This window comes from Micromonospora inaquosa (assembly GCF_003857055.1).
Lineage (GTDB): Bacteria > Actinomycetota > Actinomycetes > Mycobacteriales > Micromonosporaceae > Micromonospora > Micromonospora inaquosa.
This window is the reverse complement of sequence record NZ_QGSZ01000178.1, coordinates 48,181-73,717: the sequence shown is the minus strand read 5'-3', so window position 1 is coordinate 73,717 and position 25,537 is coordinate 48,181. Positions and strand designations below refer to the sequence as shown.

General features: G+C 72.3%; 25 protein-coding genes. 15 read left to right on the top strand and 10 right to left on the bottom strand.

The genetic code is table 11. The features are described from left to right. Positions 1–270, top strand: a 270-nt coding sequence (locus DLJ59_RS10700; RefSeq protein ID WP_208648623.1) for a hypothetical protein, incomplete at its 5' end; no start/stop codon positions are given. A gap of 70 nt (positions 271–340) precedes the next feature. On the opposite strand, the gene DLJ59_RS10695 is transcribed toward DLJ59_RS10700, so the two are convergent. From DLJ59_RS10695 to DLJ59_RS10680, 4 genes are all read right to left on the bottom strand, one after another. Next, positions 341–784 (bottom strand): HNH endonuclease, encoded by a 444-nt coding sequence (locus tag DLJ59_RS10695; protein ID WP_124772348.1) that lies wholly within the window; start codon positions 782–784, stop codon positions 341–343. 247 nt (positions 785–1,031) lie between these two features. Then, complete coding sequence (locus DLJ59_RS10690; protein ID WP_208648622.1) at positions 1,032–2,240, bottom strand: hypothetical protein; 1,209 nt, start codon at positions 2,238–2,240, stop codon at positions 1,032–1,034. Between the two features lie 67 nt (positions 2,241–2,307). Beyond that, positions 2,308–3,855, bottom strand: coding sequence for an FAD-dependent oxidoreductase (locus DLJ59_RS10685; protein WP_124772347.1), 1,548 nt, complete (start codon positions 3,853–3,855; stop codon positions 2,308–2,310). A 37-nt stretch (positions 3,856–3,892) separates the two neighbouring features. Next, positions 3,893–4,390 (bottom strand): MSMEG_6728 family protein, encoded by a 498-nt coding sequence (locus tag DLJ59_RS10680; protein WP_124772346.1) that lies wholly within the window; start codon positions 4,388–4,390, stop codon positions 3,893–3,895. 96 nt (positions 4,391–4,486) lie between these two features. Between DLJ59_RS10680 and DLJ59_RS10675 the strand changes: the two genes are divergently transcribed. Genes DLJ59_RS10675 through DLJ59_RS10660 form a run of 4 tightly spaced genes read left to right on the top strand, consistent with a single transcriptional unit; the run spans position 4,487 to position 11,162 of the window. After that, entirely contained in the window at positions 4,487–6,472 is a 1,986-nt protein-coding gene (locus DLJ59_RS10675) for a potassium channel family protein (protein WP_244235949.1), read from the top strand. Positions 6,473–6,507: 35 nt separating this feature from the next. Further along, on the top strand, positions 6,508–9,360 hold the full coding sequence (locus tag DLJ59_RS10670; protein WP_124772345.1) for an AfsR/SARP family transcriptional regulator: 2,853 nt from the start codon (positions 6,508–6,510) through the stop codon (positions 9,358–9,360). Positions 9,361–9,390: 30 nt separating this feature from the next. Continuing rightward, positions 9,391–10,380 (top strand): ATP-binding cassette domain-containing protein, encoded by a 990-nt coding sequence (locus DLJ59_RS10665; RefSeq protein ID WP_124772344.1) that lies wholly within the window; start codon positions 9,391–9,393, stop codon positions 10,378–10,380. Continuing rightward, positions 10,377–11,162, top strand: coding sequence for an ABC transporter permease (locus DLJ59_RS10660; RefSeq protein ID WP_124772343.1), 786 nt, complete (start codon positions 10,377–10,379; stop codon positions 11,160–11,162). Before DLJ59_RS10665 ends, DLJ59_RS10660 begins: the two co-directional genes overlap by 4 nt. A gap of 19 nt (positions 11,163–11,181) precedes the next feature. Here the strand turns inward: DLJ59_RS10660 and DLJ59_RS10655 are convergent, their stop codons facing one another. Further along, positions 11,182–12,417: an APC family permease gene (locus tag DLJ59_RS10655; protein ID WP_124772342.1), complete on the bottom strand. Its 1,236-nt coding sequence runs from the start codon at positions 12,415–12,417 to the stop codon at positions 11,182–11,184. A 9-nt stretch (positions 12,418–12,426) separates the two neighbouring features. Beyond that, positions 12,427–13,164: a phosphatase PAP2 family protein gene (locus DLJ59_RS10650; protein ID WP_208648625.1), complete on the bottom strand. Its 738-nt coding sequence runs from the start codon at positions 13,162–13,164 to the stop codon at positions 12,427–12,429. 120 nt (positions 13,165–13,284) lie between these two features. Here DLJ59_RS10650 and DLJ59_RS10645 point away from each other — a divergent pair, with 120 nt between their 5' ends. Beyond that, positions 13,285–14,508 (top strand): DUF4032 domain-containing protein, encoded by a 1,224-nt coding sequence (locus DLJ59_RS10645; RefSeq protein ID WP_124772340.1) that lies wholly within the window; start codon positions 13,285–13,287, stop codon positions 14,506–14,508. Between the two features lie 22 nt (positions 14,509–14,530). Here DLJ59_RS10645 and nagA read toward each other — a convergent pair whose 3' ends face one another. Genes nagA through DLJ59_RS10630 form a run of 3 tightly spaced genes read right to left on the bottom strand, consistent with a single transcriptional unit; the run spans position 14,531 to position 17,519 of the window. Then, complete coding sequence (nagA, locus tag DLJ59_RS10640) at positions 14,531–15,640, bottom strand: N-acetylglucosamine-6-phosphate deacetylase (protein WP_124772339.1); 1,110 nt, start codon at positions 15,638–15,640, stop codon at positions 14,531–14,533. Further along, positions 15,637–16,590 carry an ROK family protein gene (locus DLJ59_RS10635; protein ID WP_124772338.1) on the bottom strand — a complete coding sequence of 318 codons (954 nt, stop codon included), beginning with the start codon at positions 16,588–16,590 and terminating at the stop codon, positions 15,637–15,639. The genes nagA and DLJ59_RS10635 overlap by 4 nt, the downstream gene beginning before the upstream one ends. Continuing rightward, positions 16,587–17,519 carry an SIS domain-containing protein gene (locus tag DLJ59_RS10630; RefSeq protein WP_124772337.1) on the bottom strand — a complete coding sequence of 311 codons (933 nt, stop codon included), beginning with the start codon at positions 17,517–17,519 and terminating at the stop codon, positions 16,587–16,589. Before DLJ59_RS10630 ends, DLJ59_RS10635 begins: the two co-directional genes overlap by 4 nt. Before the next feature lie 200 nt (positions 17,520–17,719). Here DLJ59_RS10630 and DLJ59_RS10625 point away from each other — a divergent pair, with 200 nt between their 5' ends. From DLJ59_RS10625 to DLJ59_RS10585, 9 genes are all read left to right on the top strand, one after another. After that, on the top strand, positions 17,720–18,505 hold the full coding sequence (locus DLJ59_RS10625; protein WP_088987368.1) for a DeoR/GlpR family DNA-binding transcription regulator: 786 nt from the start codon (positions 17,720–17,722) through the stop codon (positions 18,503–18,505). Positions 18,506–18,626: 121 nt separating this feature from the next. Then, positions 18,627–19,637 (top strand): ATP-binding cassette domain-containing protein, encoded by a 1,011-nt coding sequence (locus DLJ59_RS10620; RefSeq protein WP_124772336.1) that lies wholly within the window; start codon positions 18,627–18,629, stop codon positions 19,635–19,637. After that, positions 19,634–20,650, top strand: a complete 1,017-nt coding sequence (locus tag DLJ59_RS10615) for an ABC transporter permease subunit (RefSeq protein WP_124772335.1) — start codon at positions 19,634–19,636, stop codon at positions 20,648–20,650. Before DLJ59_RS10620 ends, DLJ59_RS10615 begins: the two co-directional genes overlap by 4 nt. A 110-nt stretch (positions 20,651–20,760) precedes the next feature. Then, complete coding sequence (locus DLJ59_RS10610) at positions 20,761–21,159, top strand: DUF3263 domain-containing protein (RefSeq protein ID WP_124772334.1); 399 nt, start codon at positions 20,761–20,763, stop codon at positions 21,157–21,159. Between the two features lie 191 nt (positions 21,160–21,350). Next, on the top strand, positions 21,351–21,989 hold the full coding sequence (locus tag DLJ59_RS10605) for a hypothetical protein (protein ID WP_124772333.1): 639 nt from the start codon (positions 21,351–21,353) through the stop codon (positions 21,987–21,989). Beyond that, complete coding sequence (locus tag DLJ59_RS10600; RefSeq protein WP_124772332.1) at positions 21,986–22,381, top strand: phage holin family protein; 396 nt, start codon at positions 21,986–21,988, stop codon at positions 22,379–22,381. Before DLJ59_RS10605 ends, DLJ59_RS10600 begins: the two co-directional genes overlap by 4 nt. Positions 22,382–22,403: 22 nt before the next feature. Continuing rightward, positions 22,404–23,003 carry a DUF3618 domain-containing protein gene (locus DLJ59_RS10595; protein WP_124772331.1) on the top strand — a complete coding sequence of 200 codons (600 nt, stop codon included), beginning with the start codon at positions 22,404–22,406 and terminating at the stop codon, positions 23,001–23,003. Next, positions 22,972–23,868, top strand: a complete 897-nt coding sequence (locus DLJ59_RS10590) for a hypothetical protein (protein ID WP_124772330.1) — start codon at positions 22,972–22,974, stop codon at positions 23,866–23,868. Before DLJ59_RS10595 ends, DLJ59_RS10590 begins: the two co-directional genes overlap by 32 nt. A 140-nt stretch (positions 23,869–24,008) precedes the next feature. After that, entirely contained in the window at positions 24,009–24,518 is a 510-nt protein-coding gene (locus tag DLJ59_RS10585; protein WP_124772329.1) for a GNAT family N-acetyltransferase, read from the top strand. Positions 24,519–24,569: 51 nt separating this feature from the next. Here the strand turns inward: DLJ59_RS10585 and DLJ59_RS10580 are convergent, their stop codons facing one another. Further along, entirely contained in the window at positions 24,570–25,502 is a 933-nt protein-coding gene (locus tag DLJ59_RS10580; protein WP_124772328.1) for an SMP-30/gluconolactonase/LRE family protein, read from the bottom strand. Positions 25,503–25,537 lie beyond the last annotated feature (35 nt).

Here is a 25,537-nt window from a genome sequence, read left to right as displayed (position 1 = left end):
AACGGTGACTGTCCCGCCGCGCCGACTCCCACCCCTGGTGCCGGCGTACCCGTGGAGGCGCGCGGCGGGACAGTCACCGTTCGGTGCGTGGGGAAGTCGGTCGAGGTGCTCGCGGTGATGCTTGCGCCCGGTTTCTGGGCCGAGGCGTACGACCCGGGCCCGGCGAAGCAGATCGTGGTCGAGTTGACCTCCACGGAGTACCGCAGCGAGATGCGGGTGCAGTGCCCCGATGGCCGCCTGAAGTCGAAGGTCAAGGAACGCGCGCTCTGATGAGGGGCCGGCGGGTGCCGCGCCCGGGAGTCACCCGGGACGCGGCCCCCCGTTCCCGCCGGCCGGTCCGTCACCGCCCGGCCAGCGCCGCCCAACCCGGGTTCACCGGCTCCCGACGCAGCGGCATGCCCGCCTCCGTCGGCGTCCGGTCCCCCTTGCGCTGGTTGCAGGCGTAGCAGGCGGCGGTGGTGTTCCGCCAGGTGTTCCGGCCGCCGCGTGAGCGGGGAAGGATGTGGTCGATGGTGGAGGCCGGGCCACCGCAGTACGCGCAGCACCGGTGGTCGCGGCGCAGCACCCCGGCGCGCGACCAGGCTGGCCCGGAGCTGAACCTCCACCGGGTGACCACGAAGCGGACCAGCCGCACCACCCGGGGCATCGGAAAGACCCCGATCACCCGGTCCGGCTCGGCCTCGTGGATCTCGGCCACCTGACGGCAGAGCATTCGGATGGCGTGTTGAACGGTGACCCGGTGCAGCGGGCCGAGGTCGGCGTTGATGACGAGGACGGCGTCCACCGGGATCTCCCTCCGTGCTGACGACGAACAAGGTGATGACGAACGAGCTGACGACGAACGGACAGCAAGAAGCCGCCCGGTCCGGCGGTCGGACGGGGCGGCTCAGCGCGTACGGGTACGCGTCAGTCGGGCCGGCCCGCCCGGGGACCTTCCGCTCGGTAACCGTCACCGGGCAGCGTCGACGGCACGGTGGTGACGTGCGACATCGTCATGAGCTGCTCCCGCGGTGGTGGTTGACCTTGCGCGCTCACGGTAGGTCGACGCGGGAGACGCGGGCAACGTATTTCGATCGGCTGCCGTCTTCGGGACGTCGTTGGCGGCGGGTGCGGGGGGTCGCTTTCACCGCGGCCCGCGCGGTGGTGAGCGGCCGGTTCAGCCGCAGGGCCATCCGGGTGGTGAGTTCGCTGTCCAGCAGTGGCCGGTTGACCTCACCGGCGACGGCCAGCGCAGGCCCGGAGACCGACCGCCAGATCGCGGCCAGCCCGGCGCCGAGGCCGACCAGGGCAACGGTGGCCCGGGTGGTCGGTGAGCCGGCGGCCGCGGCGGCACTCACCCCGACGACCGCGAAGAGCACCAACAGCAGGGGTACGAGCACCGGCCAGAAGATGCCCCGGGCGGCCTGCGCCACCAGCCGCCGGTCCCGGATGATCAGATTCCTGGCGATCACCGCGTAGTCCTCCTCGTCGAGCAGGTCGCGCGGGTGCAGGCCGCCGGTGAGCACGTCGCGCCAGAGGTCACCCTGGCCGCGCAGGGCCCGGCTCAGGGCGGCGGGTGTCGGCTCGGTCGGGTCCCCGTGGCCGGCGCGGTCGACCGCGCTCGCCCAGGCGGCCAGCGACCGGCGCACCACTGCGGCCGAGTACGGCGGCAGCACGCTGGCCAGCTCGTCCAGCCACCGGCTGATCTGGATCTGCCGTCCGCCGAACTGCCGCAGCAACTGCGCGACGTCGCCGGCTCGGACGGTGTCGGCCACTGATCGGCCCAGCCGGTAGGCGAGCCCGACCCGGTGGTTGGCGGCCATCGCCCAGCGCAGCACCTCCACGTTGAGTTCGTCGAGGGCGAGCAACAGCGGCACCGGGTCGGCGGGGTCCGGCTGGCCCAGGTGGGGTAGCAGGGTTCGGGCGGCCGACGTGTCGGGCATCGGCCCGGTGTGCCGGGTGAGGTCGGCGATCTGGGCGAGGGCGACGTCCACCCCGTCGAGGTACATCCGCATCCGTCGGTGGGCGGACATCTCGGTGAGGTTGGAGAGTTTGGCCGGTGGTACGGCGGGGCGGGCCTCGACGAAGGCGCGGGGCTCGGCGTGCTGCCCGTGGTGGTAGGCGTCGGCCATCCACCAACCGAGCCGGAGCGCGGTGACGATGCAGGCGCGCTCGTCGCGGATCAGCGGGTACGCGTCGTCGTGGCCGATCTCGTCGATCGGCGAGCCGTTCTCCGCGCCGGCGCGGTGCAGTGGTGACATCTCCCGCTGCCCTCCCGCCCGGCCGATCGACGGTTGATCATTCGAGCGTACGGCAGCGTACGGTGGCTTATGTGGTGTTTTGTCGATTCAGCCTGCCGGCCAGCAGCCCACGCGGTCGGACCGAACGCACCGGCTCGGCCGCGCCACCCGCAGCGCGCAGGATGTGGTTCGCGGCGATGATCCCGGTCGCGGCCGAGCGTTCCATCAACGCGCTGGGGAAGTCCGTGGCGATGCCGTCGCCGGCCAGGTAGACGCCGTTCGCGTCGGTGCGTACCCCCGGCCGCCAGGCGTGGCTGCCCGGCGTGAACGCCGGCGCCTGCGCCTGGACCCGGGCCCGCAGCTCGCGGACCCGCAGGTCGCCGGCCTCCGGCCAGAGCGCGACCAGCTCGCGGCGCATCCGCTCGGCCAGCTCCTCGGCCGGCACGCCCGGCTCGCAGGCGTACGCGTGCAGCTCGATGACCGACCCGCCGGTCTGCCGCGCCCAGCGCCGCGGCTCGTTCTCCAGCCGGTGGTAGAGCGTCACCGAGTCCAGAGTGGGCTGGCGGGACACGCCGCTGAACACCGCCCGTTCGGCGGCCACGTCCCCGTCGCACCAGTACCGCGCCACCGCGTACGGCGGGCCGGGGGTGCCGAAGGCGGGCATCCGTGCCGCCAGCTCGGGTGCCCGCTCGACCAGGTCCGGTGAGGCCGCGACCAGCGCGGCGAGCGCCGGCGGGTCGACGGCGAGCACGACGTGGCCGGCCGGATGGCTGCCGCCGTCGGCGGTCGTCACCCGCCAGCCCTCCGCGTCACTGTGCACCCCGGTGACGGCACAGTTGGTGTTGACCCGGCCGCCGTGCTTCTCCACGTGCCGGGTCAGCGGCTCCCAGATCGCCGTGGCGTAGTCCTCGTCGGGGCAGTCGAAGGCCAACCCCTCCGGGTTGCCCAGGAGGTAGAAGTGGAACTGGGCGACCATTTCGGCGGCCGACATCTCCGCCTCGTGGTTGAAGAACGAGTGCGAGAAGACCTCGAACAGCATCGCCCGCGCCCGGTCCGGCAGCCGCAGCGACGCCAACAACTCGTCGGCGGTGGTGTCGTCCAGGTCGGCGTAGGTGCGCACCGGGTCGTAGCTGAGCAGCGGCAGCGCGGCGTCCCGATCCATCAGTCGCAGGTCGGCCAGGCGCAGGCTGGGGCTGCGCAGCAGCAACGCGAGCAGGTTCGCCGGCGGCGCGGGCGGCAGCTTGCCGAACTCCTCGGTCGGCCACTGCTCGCTGAGAATCGGGTAACCCGGGATGGCCTTGAGGAAGCCCAGGTCACTGTCGACCCGGCGGAGGATGGACCGCCAGTTGTAGTACTGCCGGAAGAAGGCGTGAAAACCGTGCTCGTTGCGCTGGCTGCCGTCGGCGAGCATCTCCGGCCAGGCGCCCAGTCGACCGCCGAGCGTGGCAGCCGCCTCCAGCACCGTGACCGCCACACCTCGCTCGGCCAGCACCACCGCCGCCGACATGCCGGCGATGCCGCCACCCACCACCAGCGCCGTGGTCGGTCGCGGCACCCGGTCGGCGCCACCGCCGCCCGGGTCAACCTGGTGCTGCCGTACGCCGATCAGCCGACCCACCACTTGCGACAGCGCCATGGGCTCAGTCTGCCCCACCTGTGGCTAAACGGCCTGTTCACAGCCCCGGGTCGGTCGGCGGGCATCGACGGGGTCGGTCCGAGGCGGGCCAGACGTACTCCAGATCCTCCGGCACGTCGTCGCCGAACAGCGGGCGGTAGTGCGCCGGGTCCTTGCGCAGCAGCGACGAGCGGTGGCTCAGGTGCAGGTCGTCGCGGCCCAGCCACGGGGGCAGTTCACCGGCTCGGGCCAGCTCGTCCTGGGTCCGTACGACGCCGGCCCCGCAGGCGGCCGTGAGGTCGACGGTCATCGTGGTGGCGCAGGTGTCGGCCCGTCCCGGTTCGGTCCAGACCGCGCACATGTCCAGTCCGTAGCGGACGAGCGCCTCCTCGTACCCGGCCCACATCTTCACTGCCGGGTGGTTGCGCCAGCCGTACCCGGGTCGGGTGAGCCCACGCAGCACCTGGATGGTCTCCACCCGCTGCTTGCCCAGCCGTCTCTGGTCCAGCGTGCGGGCGCTGGCGAGAAAGCCCGGGTACGGGAGGAACGTCTGCATGTCGCTGCTCTACCCGTCGCCGCGGCGGACATACCTGGTCACGGGGATGATCCGGACGGGGTCGCCCATCGTGGCCGTGCTGATTACGATCCGGGCATGGCGGAGCCGTGGCGGGACCGGGCGCGACGGGCGGTCGAGTGGAACTGGCGGCTGCGGTCCGTCGGTGATCCGCGCCCGCACTACGTGATCTGCGGGAAGGACGCTCTCGCCTACTACGTGGCCCGGGCGATGCTCGAATCCGAGCTGCCGGCGGGTGGGGCCCGGGTGACCATCGTGGTGCCGGAGCGTTACCGCAGCAACGGGCCGGACGTGGCCGGGCTGCGTGGCGTTCGGGTGGTGCGTTCGGACCGGCTGGACGTGGCCACCTTCGAGGCCGCCGGCCTGGCCGGCGCGACCGGGCTGGCCCTGCTGCACCAGGACGACGTGGGCAACCTGCACGCCGCGCTCTGCGCCCAGGCTGTCGACCAGCGGGTCCGCCAGGTGCTGCGGATGTTCAACGGCACCCTCGCCGACGGCGTACGCAAGCTGCTTAAGGCCCCGGTCGAGGTGCTCTCGGACGCTGAGATGGCCGCGCCGGCCTTCGTGGCCGCAGCGCTCAACGAGGTCGACCCCAGCTCCTTCCAACATCGGGACAAGACGTTGCGGGTGGCGCGGCGGGCCGACGTCCGACCGCAGGACGTGGTCTGCGCGTTGGCGCACTTCACCGAGGCGCAGGGGGTGGAGCTGCTGCCGGCCGAGCAGGCCGGCGCCGACCTGGTGCTCGCCGAGGCGACCGGCCAGCCACCGGGCACCGAGGTCGCCGCCCGTCGGTTGGTCCGCGCGCGTCGGCGGCGTCGGCCGGTGACGGTGGTGCTGGGGGCGATCCGCGGCTTCGCCACCCGCAAGATCGGCATCGCGGTGATGGCGGTGCTCGCGCTGATCGTGGTGCTGGGGGCGTTGATCTCCCGGGCCGAGGACGTCTCCCCGCTGGAGGCGCTGTACCTGACGCTGGTCACCACCCTCAGCGGCGCCGACCCGGACACCACCAAGGCCGCGGACGCCCAGATCATGCAGGTGGTGCTCAACCTCGCCGGATTGGCCCTGATTCCACTGATCACCGCAGTGGTGGTGGACGGCATCGTCAACGCCCGGCTGGCCCTGCACACCGGCCGCCTGCAACCCGCGCGGGTCGGGCACGTGGTGGTGATCGGCCTGGGCAACGTCGGCACCCGGGTGATGGCGCAACTGCGCGAGTACGACGTCGAGGTGGTGGCGATCGACAAGGACCCGGAGCCGCGCGGCGCGGCCCTGGCCCGGCAACTGGAGGTGCCACTGATCGTCGGCGATGCCGCACTGCCGGAGACGCTGGTTGCCGCCTCGGTGGCCGACTGTCAGGCCCTGGTGGTGGCGTCCACCGACGACGTGGCCAACCTGGAGGCGGCGCTCGCCGCCCGCGACCTCCGTACCGACCTGCGTGTGGTGCTGCGGTTCTTCGACGGTGACTTCGCCGAACGAGTGGAGGAGACGTTCGCGCTCGGGGTGTCCCGGTCGGTCTCCTACCTGGCCGCCCCGGCCTTCATCGGGGCGCTCACCGAACGCGCGGTGATCAGCACCATCCCGGTCGACCGGCACGCGTTGCCGGTCGCCGAGGTGCCGGTCGCCGCCGGCTCCGAGCTGGACGGTCGACCGCTGGGCGTGGTCAACCGGGACGGGCAGGTCCGGTTGATCGCCCGCACCCCGGCGGGCGGCGCCAAGACCATCTGGTGGAAGGACCTCGACCCCCGGCAAGTGATCTTCGCCGGTGACCGGCTGACAGTCGTCGCCCGGCGGCGCGGGTTGGACTGGCTGACGCGGCAGTGCGCCCCGCCGGCCCACCCGGTCCCGGTCCCTCGGCCGGCCGGGTCGGTCCACGGCGGGGTGCACGCCACGGCGGCGGCATCCCCCTCGGCACCGGACCGGACCGACTCCGGGGTCACCACGTCGACACCCGGCGCGGCTCATCCCGTTCCCCCCGCCGGCGGCACTTCTTCGACAGCCAACGGTGGCCCGGCGGACGACTTCGATCTGAGCCGTCGACATGACAGTGCCGGTGAGGTGAGCTGACGGCAACCGACCAGCAGTGGGCGACAATCCATGGCATGCGTTTCCGCATCCTGGGGCCGACCCAGGTGGTGCTGGCCGACGGGCGAGAGGTGCCCGTGGGCGGTCTGCGGCTGCGCGCCCTGCTGGCGCTCCTCCTGCTCGACGCGGGTCGGGTGGTCTCCGCCGAGCGGCTGATCGACGGTCTGTACGGGGAGCATCCGCCCCGGGGAGCGGCCAACGCGCTCCAGTCCCAGGTGTCGCGGCTGCGCCAGGCCCTGCCCGCCGAGCACGACGCGGTCGAGTTTCATCCGGCCGGTTATCGCCTGGCCGTGGACCCCGACGATGTCGACGCGTACCGGTTTGAACGGCTCGCCGAGGCGGGACGTCACGCGCTCGTGAACGGCGACTGGCCCCGGGCGGCGGCGGTGTTGCGCGAGGCGCTGGAGCTGTGGCGTGGCCCCGCCCTGGCCGATGCCGTCAGCGCCGCCGGAGCGCCCGCGCAGGCGGCCCGGCTGGACGAGCTGCGGTTGGCCGCCATCGAGGATCGGGTCGAGGCGGACCTGGCGTTGGGCGTACACGGCACGCTGGTCGCGGAGCTGCGGGAGTTGGTCGTCGCGCATCCCCTGCGGGAGCGCCCGCGCGGCCAGCTCATGCGTGCCCTGGCGGCACTGGGCCGGCCGGCGGAGGCGCTGGCCGAGTTCGAGGACGCCCGGCACACGCTGGCCGAGCAGCTCGGCGTCGACCCGTCGGCCGAGCTGGCCGCGACTCACCTGGCGGTGCTGCGTGGTGCGGACCGCCCGGCGGCCGAACATGGCCTGCCGAGTCAACTCACCACCTTCGTCGGGCGGGAGGAGGAGCTCAAACGCGTCGGCGAACTGCTCGGCGAGCGCCGGCTCGTCACCCTCACCGGCCCCGGGGGAGCGGGCAAGACGCGCCTGGCGATCGAGGCGGCAGGGCACGTCGACGGGGAGGTTCGTTTCGTCGAACTGGCCGGGCTGGCCGACGGTTCGGACGTACCGCAGGCGGTGTTGAGCGCGCTCGGTCTGCGCGACGCGGGCCTGCGTGCCCCGGCCGAGCCGGGCCGGCTGACCACCGATCGGCTGGTCGAGGCGCTCGCCGAACGGCAACTGCTGCTGGTGCTCGACAACTGCGAGCACGTTCTCGTCGACGCGGCCCGCCTGGCCGCCCGGTTGCTCAGCGCGTGCCCCGCGCTGCGCGTCCTGGCCACCAGTCGTGAGCCGCTGGGGTTGGCCGGTGAGGCGTTGTGCCCGCTGTCCGGGCTCAGCCTGCCGCCGCTCGGCGCCTCGGCGCTGGACGCGGACAACTACCCGGCGATCGGTCTCTTCGCCCAGCGGGCCGTCGACGTGGCGCCCGACTTCACCGTCGACCCGTCCAACGCCGAGCTGGTGGCGCGGATTTGCCGCAGCCTGGACGGCCTGCCGTTGGCGATCGAGTTGGCCGCCGCGCGACTGCGGGCGCTGTCCGTCGCCGAGGTGGCCGCCCGTCTCGACGACCGGTTCCGGCTGCTGTCGACGGGCAGCCGGGCCGTGTCGCCGCGACACCGGACCCTCCGGGCCGTGGTCGAGTGGAGTTGGGATCTGCTCGACGACGCCGAACGGATGGTGGCCCGACGGCTGACCGTCTTCGCCGGTGGGGCCACCCTGGAGGCGGCCGGGCGGGTCTGCGGCCTGCCCACCGCCGAGTTCGTCGACGCGCTCACCGGTCTGGTCGACAAGTCCTTCGTGGAGATGACCGGCGGCCGATACCGGATGCTCGAAACCGTGCGGGCCTTCTGCGCCGAGCGTCTCGCCGAGGCCGGCGAGGTCGACCGACTACGTCGCGCGCACACCGCGTACTTCCTGGAGTTCGCCTGGACCGCCAGCGACCACCTCCGGCGTGCCGAGCAGCTGCACTGGTTGCGACTGCTCGACGCCGAGCGGGACAACCTGCACGCGGCGCTGCGCCGAGCAACCGCCGCCGGTGACGTGTTCGAGGCGGCGGGGATGGTCGCGGCCCTGTCGTTCTACTGGTGGCTGCGCGGCATGCGCGGGGAGGGGGCGCGGCTGGCCGGCGACGTCCTCGAACTGCTCGGCACCGAAGCGCCGCCGGGGCTGAACGAGGAGTTCGCCCTGTGCGTCTACAACGCCTCGCTCGCCGGCTCCGGTCATCTGCCGTCTGTCGGAACGCAGCGGTCCGTGATCCGCAGCCTCGACCGGCCGCCCCGGCAGCCGTTTCTGCTCTACCTCTCGGGGATTTCGACCGGGCCGCCGTCCGGCGACGCCGGCAATGTCGACGAGCTGATGGCGGAGCTGCGACGGCTCGTCGGCCCGGACCCGTGGATCAACGCGCTCGGCGCGATGGGCAGCGGCTCGGCGCTGATGTGGAACGCCCAGTGGGACCGGGCCAGGGCCGCGCTGGCCACCGCGCTCGACGGTTTCCGGAGCACCGGGGACCGGTGGGGCACCATGATCACCCTCGGCGCACTCGGTGAACTGGCCGCCTGGCAGGGCGATCCGGAGACGGCGGGCGCGCACATGGACGAGGCCATGGGACTCGTCGAGGCGCTCGGGTCGGCCGTCGACCAGGCCGACATGTTGCGTACCCGGGGTGAGATACGGCTACGCGCCGGTGACCTCGCGGCGGCGCACGACGACTTCGCCGGTGCGCTGCTCCTCGCGCAGCGCAGCGGCGCGCCCGAGTTCGTGGCCAGCTCCCGGCTCGGTCTCGCCCAGGTGGCCCGAGCGCGCGGGGACCTGGCCGCCGCGAGACGGTTCTGCGAGGAGGCGTTGGCCGGTGGGCTCACCGGCTGGTACGTCGGCGACGCCGCCCGTGCGGAGATCATTCTCGCGCTTGCGGAGATCACCGAGGCGGAGCAGGCCGGTGCGCGGCCGTCAGTGGACGGTGCGTGATCCGTCAGCGCCCGACAGCACCGTGGGGGCATGACGACATTCGAAGTGGTCGCCGAGGGGCTGGGCAAGCGGTACGGCCCGACCCGCGCGCTCGACACGTTCGACCTGACGGTGCCGGCCGGCACGGTGCACGGACTGCTGGGCCCGAACGGCGCGGGTAAGACGACGGCCGTACGGATCCTCACCACGCTGCTGCGTTTCGACACGGGAAGAGCCAGCGTGGCCGGGTACGACGTGCTGCGCCGGCCGGACGAGGTGCGCGCCCGGATCGCGTTGACCGGGCAGTACGCCGCGGTCGACGAGATCCTCAGCGGCCGGCAGAACCTGGAGCTGTTCGGCAGGTTGTTCCGGCTCAGCTCACGGGAGGCGCGCCGACGCGCCGCTGAACTGCTGGAACGGTTCGGGCTCGACGAGGCGGCGGGTCGGTCCGCCGGTGAGTACTCGGGTGGGATGCGGCGGCGACTGGACCTGGCCGCCAGCCTGATCCGTACGCCGCGGGTGCTCTTCCTGGACGAGCCGACGACCGGCCTGGACCCGCGCAGCCGCAACCAGGTGTGGGATCTGGTCCGTGGTCTCGTCGCGGACGGGACCACGGTGCTGCTCACCACGCAGTACCTGGAGGAAGCAGATCAGCTCGCCGACCGGATCTCGGTGATCGACGCCGGTCGGGTGGTGGCCGAGGGATCACCGGACCAGTTGAAGGCGATGACCGGCGGTGACCGGATCGAGGTGGTGGTCCGCGACGCGGCCGAGCTGGCCCACGCTGGCCGCATCGTGGCGGCGATCTGCGGCGCGCAGCCCGAACTCGACCCGACGGTCCGACGGCTCAGCGTGCCGGTGCTCGATCGCGTCGCCGGCCTGGTCGACGTGGTACGCGGCCTGGACGACGCCGGGGTCGCGGTCGAGGACGTCGGCCTGCGGCGCGCGACGTTGGACGAGGCGTTTCTGCACCTGACCGGGCACCGACCGGACGACACCCGCGAGCCCGTCGGGGCGGGCCGGAAGGCGGATTTGGCATGAGCACGGCGATCACCGATGGCTGGACGATGACCAGGCGGAACATGACCCACGTGGTCCGTGCGCCGGAGGAGCTGATCCTCTACTTCTCGCTGCCGATCATGTTCGTGCTGGTCTTCGGATATGTGTTCGGCAGCGGCATGCAGGTGTCCGGCGGCGGCAGCTACCGCGAGTTCCTGCTGCCGGGGGTCTTCGTGATGACGATGCTGTACGGGTTGGGGGCGACCGCGACCGGCGTGGCACAGGACCTCAGCCGGGGCGTGGTCGACCGGTTCCGGTCGATGCCGATGGCCCGGTCCGCACTGATGACCGGTCGCAGCACCGCCGACCTGCTGCGCGCCCTGTTGGAGATGTCCACCCTGCTGATCTGTGGGCTGCTCGTCGGCTGGCAGTGGCGGCAGGGTGTCGGCAGGGCGTTGCTCGCCGTCGGGTTGCTCCTGCTGCTGCGGATCGCTATCACCTGGGTCGGCATCTACCTGGCGTTGCTGGTCCGCAACCCGGAGACGGTCGGTGTGATCGTCTTTCCGGCGGCGTTCCCGTTCACCGCGATCTCGAATGTCTTCGTGTCTCCCGAGCTGATGCCGTCGATCATCGGGACGATCTCGGAGTGGAATCCGTTGTCGGCCACCGTCGCGGCGATCCGTGAACTGTTCGGCAACCCGGGCCTGGGTGGCGACTCCTGGCCGGCGGAGCACGCGATGCTGCTGGCGGTGCTGTGGCCGGTGCTGCTGATCGCGACGTTCGCTCCGCTGGCGGTGCGCCGCTACCAGCGGCTGAGTCGCTGACGCCGGCCGCACGCCAGAGTCAGTGGCGGGCCCGCAGGGCGTAGCCGGCGGCACCGACGGCGAGCACACCGAAGCCGGCGAGAACGCTGCCCAGCGGCAGGTTGACCGCCAGCAGCAGACAACCGACCAGCCCGAGCACGGCGAGGAACCGGACCGGCAACCGCCGGTCCGGGTCCCGGCCCAGGGTGAGCGCCGCCGCGTTGGTGATCGCGTAATAGACGAGCACCGTGCAGCTGGAGAAGCCGATGGCGTGGCGTACGTCGCCGAGCAGCACCACCACGATCACCACGGCGGCCACGGCCAGCTCGGCTCGGTGCGGCACCTGGTGCACCGGGTGCACGGCGGCCAGCGCGCCGGGCAGGTCGCGGCGGCGGGCCATGGCGAGGGTGGTCCGGCCGACCCCGGCGACCAGGGACAGCAGCACCCCGACGACCGCGATGGTGGCACCGGCGCGGACCAGCCACGCCAGGCCGGGCAGCCCGGCGGCGGTCACCACGTCGACCAGGGGCGCGGCGGAAGCGGCCAGCCGGTCGGCGCCGAGCACGCCGAGGGCGACCACGGCCAGCACCAGGTAGATCGCGAGCACCAACCCGAGCGCCAGCGGCACCGCGCGCGGGATGGTCCGCTGCGGGTCGCGGACCTCCTCGCCGAGCGTGGCGATCCGCGCGTACCCGGCGAAGGCGAAGAACAGCAGCCCGGCGGCGGTGAGCACGCCTCGCGCCGAGCCGCCGGGGTCGGTCAGCCGGTCCAGGTGCACCGGCCCGCCCACGATGCCGACGACCGCGACCAGCGCCAGCACCGCGAGCACCACCGCGACCAGCAGTTTCGTGGCGGTGGCCGTCTTGCCGATGCCGCGCAGGTTCACGGCGGTCACCGCGAGCACCGCGGCGGCGGCGACCAGCCGGGCCTGGCCGGGCCACAGGTACGCCCCGATGGTCAACGCCATCGCCGCGCAGCTCGCCGTCTTGCCGACCACGAACCCCCAGCCGGCCAGGAACCCGGCGAACGGCCCGAGGCGTTCCCGCCCGTAGACGTAGGTGCCGCCGGACTCCGGGTAACGGGCCGCGAGCCGCGCCGAACTGGTCGCGTTGCAGAAGGCGACAAAGCCGGCGAGCACCAGCGCCGGCAGCAGGCCGCCACCGCCGGCCGCCGCCGCGGCCGGGCCGAAGACCACGAAGACGCCCGCACCGAGCATCGAGCCCAACCCGATGACAACCGCATCGGGTACGCCCAGCCGCCGCGCCAGTTGATCCACGAGTCGACCCTAGGGGTACGAGGTGAACGGCCGGTCCCATTCGCGTAGCCGGCCGGGGAGCGGCAGATCGTCCCAGGGCACCCGGTGCAGCAGCCGGTCCAGGAACAGCCCCAGCAGCAGCCCGGCCACCGAGTCGGTCAGCCAGTGCCAGCCCAGGTAGGTGGTGGTGGTGAGGACGACCAGCGGCGGCACGACGCGGATCACGGTGACGAACCGGGCCGGTAGGTGCCGGCCGAAGCTGCGGGCCAGGGGGGCGAGCAGCAGCGCGATGACGCCGTACCAGACGATGGCGTTGGCGACGTGCCCCGACGGGTAGGACTGGGCGAATCGGACGGGCAGATCGTCGTGGAACAGCGGCAGGGTCTGCTCGGGCGGCAGGAACGGCTCCTTGATGCTGGCACTCGGCGCCGTCCGCGCGGTCCAGACCTTGAGTGGACCGATCGTCAGGTAGGTCAGCACGAACCCGACCACCGGCGGCAGGATCGGCCGCACCGACCGCAGCCGGACGGCCAGCAGCACGCCCAACCCGGCGGCGATCAAGGTCAGTGGGGTGCCCTGGCCGAGCAGGTTGAACACCCGGGCCACCCAGTAGGCGACAGTCGGTCGGTGCCCGTCGGCCCAGTCGGCGACCGCCCGGTCCAACCCGAAGAGCTGATCGGCGGCGAGCGCCACCGTCAACCCGACCAACGCGACCAGCAGGAGCGCGTCGAACCACCAGCCGGCCGGGCGGACGGGCCGTAGCCGCAGGTCACGTCGTACCGCTGAGGGTTTGAGCACGCGACCACGCTACCGGCCCGGCGCGACGCCGGGGTGTCCGGCGCTGTGGGCCCAACCACGATCAGGAGCGGATATCGGGGGCGACCAGTCATGCTTGTGCCCGTGCGGATCACGTCTGCCCTCGTGGACCCGGCGCTGCTCGACCTGCCCTGGTCGACACCGCTGGAGGAGTGGCCTGCCCAACACCTGGTCGCGCTGCCGCAGGGCATCTCCCGGCACATCGTCCGGTTCGTCCGGTTGGGCGAATACGTGTACGCGTTCAAGGAGACCCGCGAGCGGATCGCCGAGCGGGAGTACGACCTGCTCCGGTCCCTGGAGCGGATCGACTTTCCCTCGGTCGAGGCGGTGGCGGTCGTCGCCGACCGGCAGACCGAGGACGGGGAGCCGCTCGAATCGGTGCTGATCACGCGGCACCTGCAGTTCTCGCTGCCGTACCGGGCGCTGTTCTCGCACACCCTTCGACCGGAGACGATGAGCCGGCTGCTCGACGCGCTCGCCGCCCTGATCGTGCGGATGCACCTGACCGGCTTCTTCTGGGGTGACTGTTCGCTGTCGAACACCCTGTTCCGGCGGGACGCGGGCGCCTTCGCCGCCTACCTGGTGGACGCCGAGACGGGCGCCCTGCACAACTCGCTCTCCAACGGTCAGCGCGGCGAGGACCTGGAGATCGCCCGGGTGAACATCTTCGGTGAGGCGCTGGACCTGCAGGCCGCCGGCCTTCTGCACGAGTCCATCGACCCGGAGGTGGTCTGCGAGGAGGTCGTGCAGCGCTACGAGCGGCTCTGGCACGAGATCACCTACGAGCAGGCGATCGAGCGGGAGGCCCGGCACGACATCGAGGGCCGGATCCGCCGCCTCAACGAGCTGGGCTTCGACGTCGCCGAGGTGGCCATGTCGTCCATCGACGGTGGGCGTTTCCTGGTCCGGCCGAAGGTCGTCGACGCCGGCTACCACACCCGCCGGCTGCTGCGGCTGACCGGCCTGGACGCCGAGGAGAACCAGGCGCGCAAGCTGCTCAACGACCTGGACGCCTACCGGGCGGAGAGCGACCTGGTCGACGAGCAGCAGGCCGCGCACCGCTGGCTCACCGAGGTCTTCGAGCCGGTGGTCCGGGCCGTCCCCGCGCACCTGCGCCGCAAGCTGGAGCCGCAGGAACTGTTCGCGCAGATCATCGAGCACAAGTGGTTGCTGTCCGAGCGGGCCGGCCGGGACGTCGGGATGCGGCACGCGGTCCAGTCGTACCTGTCCGACGTACTGGTGCACCGCCCCGACGAGCAGGCCATCCTCGGCGTGGAAGTCGACAGCCTGAGCTGAGACCCCGCCTGGTTTCCGGGCGTCACTCCACCCAGGAGCCACCGCGCAGCACCCGCACCACGTTGAGGTCGTCGTCGAGCACCACCAGATCGGCGCGGAGGCCCACCTGGAGGGCACCGACCCGGTCGCCCAGGCCGATGGCCCGCGCTGGGGTGGTGGCCACCATCCGGGCGGCGTCGGCGATCGGGATTCCGGCGTTCACGGCGTGCCGCAGCGCGGCGTCCATGGTCAGCGTGCTGCCGGCGATCGCGCCGTCGCGGGCGAGCCGGGCCACCCCGTCGGCGACGGTGACGGCCTGACCGCCCAGCTCGTACTCACCGTCTGGCATTCCGGCGGCGGCCATCGCATCGGTGATCAGCGCGGCCCGATCCGGACCGGCGGTCGCCGTGACGAAGGTCAGCATTCCGTCGTGCAGGTGCACCCCGTCGGCGACCAGCTCACAGATCACGGTGGGCGCGTCGAGCAGCGCCACCACCGGCCCCGGCTCACGGTGATGCACCGGCCGCATCCCATTGAACAGGTGGGTGCCGACACTGGCGCCGGCGGCGACCGCGGCGCGGGTCTGCTCGTACGTGGCGTCGGTGTGGCCCACCGCAGCCACCACCCGCTGCGCGGTGAGCAGCTTGATCGCCTCCAGCGCGCCGTCGCGTTCCGGCGCGAGGGTGACCATCCGGATCGCGCCCCGGCCCAGCTCGATCAGCTCGGTCAGCTCGTCGGTCGACGGGTCGCGCAGGTACTCGGGGTTCTGCGCACCACAGCGGGCGGCCGACAGGTACGGCCCCTCGAAGTGGACCCCCGCCAACACGCCCTCCTCGACCAACGGGGCGAACGCCTCGGTGGCCGTACGCATCAGCGGAAAGGGTGCGCTGACCAGGCTGGCCAGCAGGGTGGTGGTGCCGTGGGTCAGGTGGAAGTCGGCCGCCGCGCGGGCCTCGTCGGCGTCCCCGGTGGTGAAGGTGTGGCCGCCACCGCCGTGCGTGTGCATGTCGACGAAGCCGGGCAGGATCCAGTGCCCGTCGCGCACCGACGGATATTCGGCCACCGCTGTGATCCGATCCCCGTCCCACTCGACGCAGCCCTGTCGAATGACTCCGGTCGGGGTCACCACTCGGCCGTTCACCCGTACGGTCATCGCTTCTCCTGATGGTCACGGACACCCACGGCGTCCAGGGCGAGCAGGGCGGCACCGAGGCAACCGGCCTCGTCGCCGAGGGCTGCCGCGACCAGTTGCGGCTCCCGGTGGAAGGTCATTCGTTCGTGCAGTGCCGCGCGCAGCGGGGTCAGCAGCCGATCCCCGGCCTGGGCCAGGCCGCCGCCGAGCACGATCGTCGCCACGTCGAACAGCGCCTGCCCGCTGGCCAGACCGTCGGCGAGCGCGGCGATCGCCTCCCGCCAGACCTGGCCGGCGAGCTGTTCGCCGGTTGCGGCCCGTTCGGCGACCTCCGCCGCCGTCACCGGAGCGTCGGTGGTCTCGCCGGTGAGTTCGGCGTAGCGGCGGCCGATCGCGGAGGCGGACGCGACCGCCTCCAGGCAGCCGGGGCGGCCGCAGCCGCAGCGCGGGCCGTCGGGCCGGACCAGGATGTGGCCGATCTCGCCGGCCGCGCCGTGCGCGCCGACGGCGGCCATGCCGTCGACGACGTGCGCGGCGGCGATGCCGGTGCCGATCGCCACGAACAGCACGTGCCCGGTGCCGCGTCCGGCGCCGAGCCGGGCCTCGGCGAGACCACCGACCCGCACGTCGTGGCCGAGCGCCGTCGGCAGGCCGAGCCGCGCCACCGTCAGGTCCCGCAGGGGTACGTCCCGGAAGCCCACGTTCGCCGACCACACCGCGACGCCGCGCGCCTCGTCCACCACCCCGGGCACGGCGATGCCGACTGCGATCGGGCTCAGCCCGTCGGCGCGTGCCTTGTCGGCCAGCCCCGCGGCCACGTCCAGGATGGTGTCGACCACGGCGGCCGGGCCGCGTGCGGCGTCGGTGGGGTGCCGTTCGGTGCGGACCACGACGCCGTCCGGTCCGACCAGGGCGCACTTCATGCCGGTGCCGCCGACGTCCAGCGCAACGACCACCCGGTCGTCGGTCATGGCGCGAGAACCACAGACCGGGTCAGGTGTCGGGGCGCGTCCGGGTCGAGGCCCCGGCTGGTGGCCAGCGCGACCGCGAAGCGTTGGGCCAGGATCAGATCGGCCATCGGATCGACCGGGGTACGGCCGGCGGACCAGCTGCCCAGCACCGTGCGCCAACCGTGCGTGCGGCTGTGCACGAAGGCCGCGCCCGTGGCGGCCACATCCTCGGGCAGCCCGTCGGGAAGCTCACCGAACGCCCAGACCAGCCGGCCCGGCGCGGCGACCGAGATGGGTCCGTGCCGGTAGTCCATCGCCGGGTACGCCTCGGCCCAGAAGGTGGCCGCCTCGCGGCACTTCAACGCCGCCTCCTGGGCCAGCCCGATCGTCCAACCCCGACCGAGGAAGGTGACCTGCTCGATGGTGGTCGGGTCGATCGGCAGCGGGGACCGCACCGCCACCTCGGCGTCGGCGGCGAGCGCTGTCACCGGGTCGCCGAGCTGGGCCCGGAGCAGGGCCAACGCGGTGGTCGCGAAGCGGGTCTGCACCACCGACCGCTCGTCGGCGAAGGGCATGGTCACGGTGGCGGTGGCCAGGTCGACAGCCGGGGAGGCCGGGTCACCGACGATGACTGTGGTGGGTGTGTGCCCGCGCAGCGCGGCGAGCAGGTCCAGCACCTCGGTGGTGGTGCCGGAACGGGTGATCACGATCAACCGGTCGTAGCGGCGTCCGGCGGGGAACTCGGACGCCTGGAACGCGTCGGTCTCACCCTGGCCGGCCTGCTCGCGGCGGGCCGCGTACGCCATCGCCATGAACCACGACGTGCCGCAACCGACGACGGCGACCCGCTCACCGGGACGCGGCAGGTCACCGCGCACGACCTCGGCCAGCCGGGCCGCCTCCCGCCAGCAGTCGGGTTGGCTCGCGATCTCCGCGTCCACGTACGCCATGGGAAACTCCTCGCAGGGCCGATCGGTGCGCAATACGGCTCGTTAGACCCGCATTTCGCGCGTTATTCTGCGCGAACGCAGGTGACCATGGCAACCGACCAGTCGATCGCGCAGGTCAGTCTTTTGCGCCAGCCTAGTTTCGCGCATTAGTGTGCACGCAATCAATCACCGTCCGTGCAGTTGCTGGGAGGGCCCCCGCGGTGGACCGGTACGCCAGATGGAACGCCCTGCTCGAAATGCTGACCGACAACGGCCGGGTCAGCGTCGAGGCGGCAGCTGAGCGGCTGGACGTCTCCCAGGCCACCATCCGGCGTGACTTCGACCAGCTCGCGCAACAGCAGATGATCACAAGAACCCGGGGCGGCGCAGTCGCCAACGGCGTGTCGTACGACCTGCCGCTGCGCTACAAGACGGCCAAGCACTCGGCCGAGAAGCAGCGGATCGGGGCGGCCGCCGCAGCGCTCGTCACGCCGGGCACCGTGGTCGGCCTGAACGGCGGCACCACCAGCACCGAGGTGGCGAGGGCGCTCGCCGTCCGACCGGATCTGAACACCAGCGCCGAGGGTGCCCAGCTCACCGTGGTGACCAACGCGCTGAACATCGCCAACGAGCTGCTGGTCCGATCCCGGATGAAGGTCGTGGTGGCCGGCGGGGTGGTGCGCCCGAAGTCGTTCGAGCTGGTCGGCCCGCTGGGCGGGGCGTTGCTGCGCGAGGTCACCCTGGACGTCGCCCTGCTCGGTGTGGACGCGATCGACCCGCAGCTCGGCGCCGCCGCCCACCACGAGGGGGAGGCGGCGATGAACAACCTGATGGTGGCCCGCGCCAAGCGCGTGGTGATCATCGCGGACTCGTCCAAGCTGGGGGGTCACGCCTTCGCCCGGATCTGCCCGGTCGAGCGCGTGGAGACGCTGGTGACCGACTCCGGTGCCGCGCCGGAAGTGGTGGAGGCGTTCCGCGCCGCCGGCGTACAGGTCGTCTGCGCCTGAGCGGTCACGCTCCGTCGATGAACTAACCTGATCGGCGCGTCGATGCATACCGCGTATTGCGCGCTCCTGCATACCGCGTATGGTGTCGGCTGTCACGCCCACCCATCGGGGGAGGTGCAGCTTGCCAGCTGTCCTGGAGATCGAAGGTCTACGTAAGACGTACAAGAGTCGTCGACGCGGCACCCGCAACGCGCTCGACGGCTTCGACATGCGGGTCGACGCGGGGCAGGTGCACGGCTTCCTGGGTCCGAACGGGTCCGGCAAGACCACTACGCTGCGTACCCTGCTCGGCCTGATCCGACCCGATGGTGGCCGGATGGCGCTGCTCGGGCACGAGGTCCCCGACGCGCTGCCCACCGTCGCCGGCCAGGTCGGCGCGATCGTGGAGAGCCCGCAGTTCTTCCCGCACTTCACCGCCCGGGACACGCTGTCCCTGCTCGCGGGGGCGGGCGAGGTGCCGGCCGTCCGGGTCGACGAGGTGTTGGAACTCGTCGGGCTGCGCGACCGGTCCGGCGAGCGGGTCAAGACGTACTCGCTGGGCATGAAGCAGCGGCTCGCCGTGGCCTCGGCCCTGCTGAAGAACCCGAAGCTGCTCATCCTCGACGAGCCGGCCAACGGCCTCGACCCGGGCGGTATCAGGGAGATGCGCACGCTGATGCGTACCCTCGCCGAATCGGGGATGACAGTGGTGCTGTCCAGCCACATCCTCGGTGAGATCCAGCTGATCTGCGACTCGGTCACCATCATCTCGCTGGGCCGGCGGGTCGCGTTCGGCGCGGTCGACGAGGTGCTCGCGCAGCACTCGTCCGGTGCCGTCCGGATCCGGCTGGAGGCGGTCAGCGACCTGCCGATGGCCACCGAGGCGCTCACCGAGGCGGGGATCCGGGTCACCGGTCACCCCGACCACCTGATGCTGGCCGGCGTCGACAAGCCGGCGACGGTGACCCGGCTGCTCGCCGAGAAGAACCTCTATGTCAGTGAGCTGGCGCCGATCGCCGTCGACCTGGAGAGCGTCTTCCTCGAACTGACCGCCACCGCGCCGGTACCCGGTCAGCACCGGCAGGTCGACGAGTCCATGAAGGTCGGTGGGACGGGTCAGCCCGGTCCCGCCGGGGGAGGGTGGGGCGCGTGAGCCTCTTTCGTACCGAGCTGCGCCGGCTCAGCAAGCGGCGCTTCACCCGCTACATGTCGCTGCTCGGCCTGCTGGTGCTGGCCGCGGTGGTGGTCGGGGTGTTCTTCACCAACCAGAAGATCGACGCCGGCCAGCTCGCCCGGGCCGAGCGTCAGGCCGACCAGCAGTACCAGGAGCAGGTGCGCTGGAGCGAGCAGGAACGCGCCGCCTGTGAGCAGGCCAAGACGGCCGGCACCGCGACCGACGGCCGCTACCCGGACGACTGCTCGATGATCACGGCCCCGTCCCGGGACCAGATCGAGGCGAGCTGGTTCCTGCCCTCGACGTTCGACTTCAAGGAGACGTTCGACGAGACCCTGATCCCGTTCGCGGCGATCCTCGCCCTGGTCGGGTTCGTCATCGGCGCGTCCTTCGTCGGCGCCGAGTGGAGCACCGGCGGCATGATGAACCTGCTGCTCTGGCGGCCGAAGCGGCTCACCGTACTGCTCACCAAGCTGGCCGCGCTGCTCACCGGCATCCTGGCGGTGACGCTTCCCGCCGCGGTGCTGTGGTTCGCCGGGTTCTGGGCCGTCGCCACCTTCCGGGGCAGCACCGAGAAGATGACCTCCGGGGTCTGGCAGTCGTTCATGCTGACCGGCGTACGCGGTGTGGTGCTGGTGTTGGTGCTCACCACCATCGGCTTCGCCCTCGCCTCGCTGGGCCGGCACACCGCGATGGCCCTCGGCGGCGTGGTGGCCGTGATGGTGGTCGGCCAGTTCGGCCTGGGCATCCTGCTGTCCATGGCGAGCGTGCGGTTCGCCGAGGCCTGGCTGCTGCCGACGTACGCGCTGGCCTGGATGACGAAGACGGTCACCTTGCAGGACTGGAACTCCTGCAACGCGACCTACTACGGGGAGTGCAAGCCGGCCACGATGGACATCACCTGGCAGCAGTCCTCCGTCCTGCTCTCGGTCGGGGTGGTGGTGATCCTCGGGGCGGCGCTCTGGGCGATGCGTCGCCGCGACATCTCCTGACCCGACAGAAGTGACGCGGCGCGGTCGGCCCGGCCGTCGGGGTTCCCGGCGGTGCGGACCGGCCGCGCCGCTTGCTGCGTCCCTGCTCGCCGCTGGCTAGGCTGGGCGACATGTCCGCCGACACCACCCCGGCCGCCCCCGAGCCGTCCATCGACGCTCGTCCGGGTGAGGTCGCAGGTGCCGCCGGGCCGGCCGTCCCGAATCCCCGACCGGTGCCGCCCATCGAGACCGCCGACACGCCTGCCGCAGACGAGTCGGCGCGGCCCACCGTTCCCGCCCCGGGGCTGACCGAACGGGAGCGGGCCATCCTCGCCTTCGAGCAGCAGTGGTGGCGACACGCCGGTGCGAAGGAGCAGGCCGTCCGGGACACCTTCGGAGTCTCGTCGACCCGGTACTACCAGCTGCTCAACGGTCTGCTGGACAATCCGGCCGCCCTCGCCGCCGACCCCGTGCTGATCAGCCGGCTCCGCCGGTTGCGCTCGTCGCGCGCCCGTAACCGCCGCCGCTGACCGCCCGCGATCTTGCACTTTCTGTCGCCGTTTCGTGGCTTTTGCGCGTCTTTGTCGGGACACAAAGTGCAAGATCGCCGCGCCGGCCGCCGGCCGTCGGTCCGGCATGACGGCATGGCGGCTGGCCAGGCGGGTAGGCGGGAGGCGCGCCGAGGCCGCTTGCGACCTCGGGCCCAGGAAGGGAGCGGGGTATGACGGCAACGAACCAGAGCAGCACTGGACAGCAGGCCCGACAGGAGGCCTCGCGCGTCGGCCAGCAGACCGCGCAGGCCGGGGGTCAGGTCGCCCACACCGCCGCTGAGCAGGGCGGTCAGGTGGCCGCAGAGGCGCGGCGACAGGCGCAGCAGTTGACCGGTGAGGCCACCGGGCAGCTTCGGGAGCAGGCGCAGACACAGCAGCGGCGGGCCGCCGCAGGCTTGCGCGACCTGGGTCAGAACCTCGGTTCGATGGCCGAACGGGACGGCGATTCCGGGCTGGCCGGTCAAGTGGTACGCAAGGCGGCCGACGCCGCCCAGCAGGCCGCCGGCTGGCTCGACGAGCGTGAGCCCGGCGAGGTGCTCGACGAGGTTCGCACGTACGCCCGGCACCACCCGGCGACGTTCCTCGCGGGCGCGGCGGTGGCCGGGCTGCTGGTCGGGCGGCTCACCCGTGGCCTGACCGCGCCGGCCTCGGGTAACGGTCAGGGTGGCAGCGCGTCCGGTGCTCCGTCACCCGCGCAGGGCGCACCGGTGGACGCCGGTCAGCAGCCGTACGTGGGGACGGCACGAGCGCAGAACGTCTCGCCCGCCGGTCAACCGGCGCGGGACCTGCCCGGCGGGGTGGCACCGTGAGCGCCCCGGAAAAGGAGCGGACCCAGGCCTCGGTCGGCGAGCTGATCGGCGACGTGACCAGGGACATGTCCACCCTGGTGCGCAAGGAGGTCGAGCTGGCCAAGGCCGAGCTGCGCGAGGAGGCCAGTCAGGCAGGCAAGGCCGGCGGAATGCTCGGCGGTGCCGCGCTGGCCGGGTTCCTGGCGGTCCTCTTCGTGTCGTATGCCCTCTGGTGGGGGCTGTCCAACACGATGGACCAGGGGTGGGCGGCCCTGATCGTCGCGGTGCTCTGGGCCGCCGTCGCCGGTGGCCTCTTCATCAACGCCCGGACCCAGTTGAAGCGCGCGCGTACGGCTCTGCCCCGGACGAAGCAGACTGCCCGGGAGCTGCCGGACGCCCTGCGGGGCCGGTGAACGAGTCGGGAGGGAACAGGTCATGTCCAGTGATCCGGATCGGATCCGGCGGGAGATCGAGACCACCCGCAACGAGTTGAGCAGTGACGTCGACGCGCTGACCGACAAGGTCAACCCGCGTCGGATCGCCGGTGACCGCGTCGGGCAGGCCCGCGGGGCGGTCACCCGAGCGAAGGAGAAGATGATGGGCAGCTCGAATCACCTGGGGCAGCAGGCTGGCCAGCGGATGTCGCACGCGGCCGGCTCGGTACGTGACGAAACCCGTTCACTCGGGCAGCACTCCCGCGAGCAGGCTCAGGGCAACCCGATGGCCGCCGGCCTGGTTGCCTTCGGAGTCGGTCTGCTGGCCGCCTCGTTGATCCCGCCGAGCGGGCGTGAGCGGCAACTCGCCGGACGAGCGCGGAACATGGTGAGTGAGCACTCCGGTGAGCTGCGCGAGCAGGCGAGCCAGGTTGGCCACCAGATGCAGGACAACCTGCGGGAGCCGGCGCAGCAGGCGGCGCAGTCGGTCCGGTCCAGCGCCCAGCAGGGCGTGTCCGCGGTACGCGACCAGGGCCGTTCGGCCGCCGGTCAGGTGCAGGGAGAGACACATGCGGCCGTCGACGACCTTCGACAGCGCTGAGCCGTTCGGTGGGCCGGGGCCGGCGCCGGTGATGCGGGTACGCTCCGCGTCCGCGCCGGCCCCGGGCCGGCCGGTGAACGAGGACCTGGTCTTCCGGTTCGGCCCGTTGGTGGGTGTCCTGGACGGCGCGACAGTGCCGGACGGCTTCGACACCGGCTGCGTGCACGGGCCCGAGTGGTACGTCCGGCACCTGGCCGCCCGGATCGGCGTCGCCGAGGCGGTACGCCCGGCCGCCCGGCTGACCAGCAACCTGGCTGCGGCCATCCTCGCGGTGCGCGCCGACCACGGCGGTCAGTGCGACCTCGACCATCCGGGCACCCCGTCCAGCACGGTCTGCCTCCTGCGTGACTGCGGTGACCAGGTGGATTACCTGGTGCTCTGCGACAGTCCGCTGGTTCTCGACGTCGGCGGGCAGGTCAGCGTGGTCTCCGACAACCGGCTGGACTCGGCGATGACGGAGTTGCGGGAAACCGTGGCGATCGTGCCGGGCGGCGCGGCTGACCCGGTCACCCGGTTCCGGCACGCCGTGAGCGTCCAGCGGGAACGGATGAACCGAACGCACGGCTACTGGGTGGCGGCTGCCGACCCGGACGCGGCCTTCCATGCGGTGACCGGGACCGCACCCCGGCGCGGTCCGGGGGCGCTACGGCGGGCGGCCCTGCTCAGTGACGGCGCGTCCAGCGCGGTGGAGCAGTTCGGCCTGACCGACTGGGCGGGTCTGCTGGACCTGCTCGGCGCCGACGGTCCGGGCGCGTTGATCGACCGGGTGCGGGACGCCGAGCGCGACCACCCCGACCGACTGCGCCGGCACAAGTCCACCGACGACGCGTCGGTGGTGTTCTGCGAGTTCGAGTCAGCGGTTTGAGCGTTCGACACCCGGTCGGGTGACAACAGAGCGTGATGCGGAACACCAGGGCCGCCCGACCGGCCGGTACCGCTGTCCGGACCGCCAGTGGATGGCCAATGGGGTGGACTTCGGCCGATGAGGGCGGCAGACTGCGGCACGTGGCGGGTGCGGTCCGGCTGGAGCCGGTGGACGAGCGGAACCTGGAGCCGTTGCTCTCCGTAGCGGCTGCGGAGGCGGAGCCCGGCGATGTCATGCCCCCGGTCGAGGCCCCCGCCGGCTGGTCACTCGCCCGCCGCGAGGCCTTCCGGGACTTCCACCGGGCGAGCTTCGGCGGGCTGGACGGCCCGACCCGTTCCCAGATGTACGCCATCCTCGTCGGTGGCGAGGTGATGGGCATGGTGCGGATGACGCGCTGTGATGAGCCCGGCACTGTGGAGACCGGGATGTGGCTCGGCCGCTCGGCACGGGGGCAGGGGATCGGCGCCGCCGCCCTGCGGGAGCTGTTGAACTCCGCCGCTCGGGCGGGCATGCGGGCGGTGGTCGCCGAGACGACCCCGGACAACATCGGTGCGGTCGCGGTCCTGCAGAAATGCGGCGCGAAACTGCGCGAGGACGACGGCAAGATCCGCGCCGAGATCTGCCTCGACTCGACGCCGCCCGCCTTCTGAGGTGCCCGTTGGGCCGGCGGCGACCCCAGGGGCCGCCGCCGACCACCCAGGTCAGGCCGGCAGCCGGACGATGTCGTAGTCGGTGCTCGGCGTCGACTCCACGTCGAACCGGCCGTTCACCACGTACAACGCCGAGCCGAGCAGGTCACCGGTGGCCGGCGACCGTAGCTGCGGGCCGGTGATCTCCCGCTGCACCACCCCGGCGTTGAAGCCGGCGTTCATCCGGACCACCGCGATGACGTTGGACAGGTTGCGGATCACGTAGAGGGTGTGTCCGCGCAGCACCAGCCCGTCGGCCCGCTCGATCGAGTAGCCGCCGAGGTCGACGAGGCGGCTGCCGCCGGTACGCGGGTCGACGCGTACGAGTTGACCGTTCAACATCTGCGCCACCAGCAGATCGCCGTCCGGCAGTGCCACGATCCCGTTGTGGTAGACGTCCGGAGTGGCGGCCGGACCGCTGAGCTGCAGCACCCGGAAGGCGGTGGGGGCGGGAAGGCGGCCACCAGGGCCCAGGGGCACCACGTACAGCACCTGGCGCGCGGAGTCGGTGAAGTAGACCGCTCGCTGGGTGATCACCAGGTCGTTGATGTAGCTGCCCGGCACATCGGTGAACTGGTAGTGGGCCAGCTTGGTGCCGGTGTTCGCGTCGTACACGCTCGCGCCGCCGCCGGAGAAGTCGGCGGTCCAGAGCCGGCCCTGCGGGTCGAGCTTGAGGCCCGCCTTGTCGGTGCCCGGTGTGCCGGGGATCAGCACCGAGCCGCGGCCGGTGCGTAAGTCACCCCGCCATACGGCGCCGTCCAGAATTGACCCGACGAACACGGTGGTGCCCCGGCCGATCGTCAACCCTTCCGGGGTGAACCCGTCCGGCAGCGCGATCCGGGCGGGGAACGGCTTCGCCGGATGGGCCGTCGCCGGTGCGCCGACCGAGACCAGGGCCGCCGCCGCAACGAGGGGGACGAGGAGGAGAGAGAGCCGCTTGCGCAAGGAACACCACCTGACGTCACAGTGGATGACTCCAC

Bases quoted from the DNA above. Each gene is read 5' to 3' on its own strand.
- DLJ59_RS10685 (WP_124772347.1), bottom strand. From the start codon at position 3,855: ATGGCGCTGTCGCAAGTGGTGGGTCGGCTGATCGGCGTACGGCAGCAC.
- nagA (WP_124772339.1), bottom strand. From the start codon at position 15,640: ATGACCGTACGGGTGAACGGCCGAGTGGTGACCCCGACCGGAGTCATT.
- DLJ59_RS10645 (WP_124772340.1), top strand. From the start codon at position 13,285: ATGCTTGTGCCCGTGCGGATCACGTCTGCCCTCGTGGACCCGGCGCTG.
- DLJ59_RS10630 (WP_124772337.1), bottom strand. From the start codon at position 17,519: ATGGCGTACGTGGACGCGGAGATCGCGAGCCAACCCGACTGCTGGCGG.
- DLJ59_RS10680 (WP_124772346.1), bottom strand. From the start codon at position 4,390: ATGCAGACGTTCCTCCCGTACCCGGGCTTTCTCGCCAGCGCCCGCACG.
- DLJ59_RS10610 (WP_124772334.1), top strand. From the start codon at position 20,761: ATGTCCGCCGACACCACCCCGGCCGCCCCCGAGCCGTCCATCGACGCT.
- DLJ59_RS10670 (WP_124772345.1), top strand. From the start codon at position 6,508: ATGCGTTTCCGCATCCTGGGGCCGACCCAGGTGGTGCTGGCCGACGGG.
- DLJ59_RS10660 (WP_124772343.1), top strand. From the start codon at position 10,377: ATGAGCACGGCGATCACCGATGGCTGGACGATGACCAGGCGGAACATG.
- DLJ59_RS10605 (WP_124772333.1), top strand. From the start codon at position 21,351: ATGACGGCAACGAACCAGAGCAGCACTGGACAGCAGGCCCGACAGGAG.
- DLJ59_RS10665 (WP_124772344.1), top strand. From the start codon at position 9,391: ATGACGACATTCGAAGTGGTCGCCGAGGGGCTGGGCAAGCGGTACGGC.
- DLJ59_RS10675 (WP_244235949.1), top strand. From the start codon at position 4,487: ATGGCGGAGCCGTGGCGGGACCGGGCGCGACGGGCGGTCGAGTGGAAC.
- DLJ59_RS10690 (WP_208648622.1), bottom strand. From the start codon at position 2,240: ATGTCACCACTGCACCGCGCCGGCGCGGAGAACGGCTCGCCGATCGAC.
- DLJ59_RS10635 (WP_124772338.1), bottom strand. From the start codon at position 16,590: ATGACCGACGACCGGGTGGTCGTTGCGCTGGACGTCGGCGGCACCGGC.
- DLJ59_RS10595 (WP_124772331.1), top strand. From the start codon at position 22,404: ATGTCCAGTGATCCGGATCGGATCCGGCGGGAGATCGAGACCACCCGC.
- DLJ59_RS10590 (WP_124772330.1), top strand. From the start codon at position 22,972: ATGCGGCCGTCGACGACCTTCGACAGCGCTGAGCCGTTCGGTGGGCCG.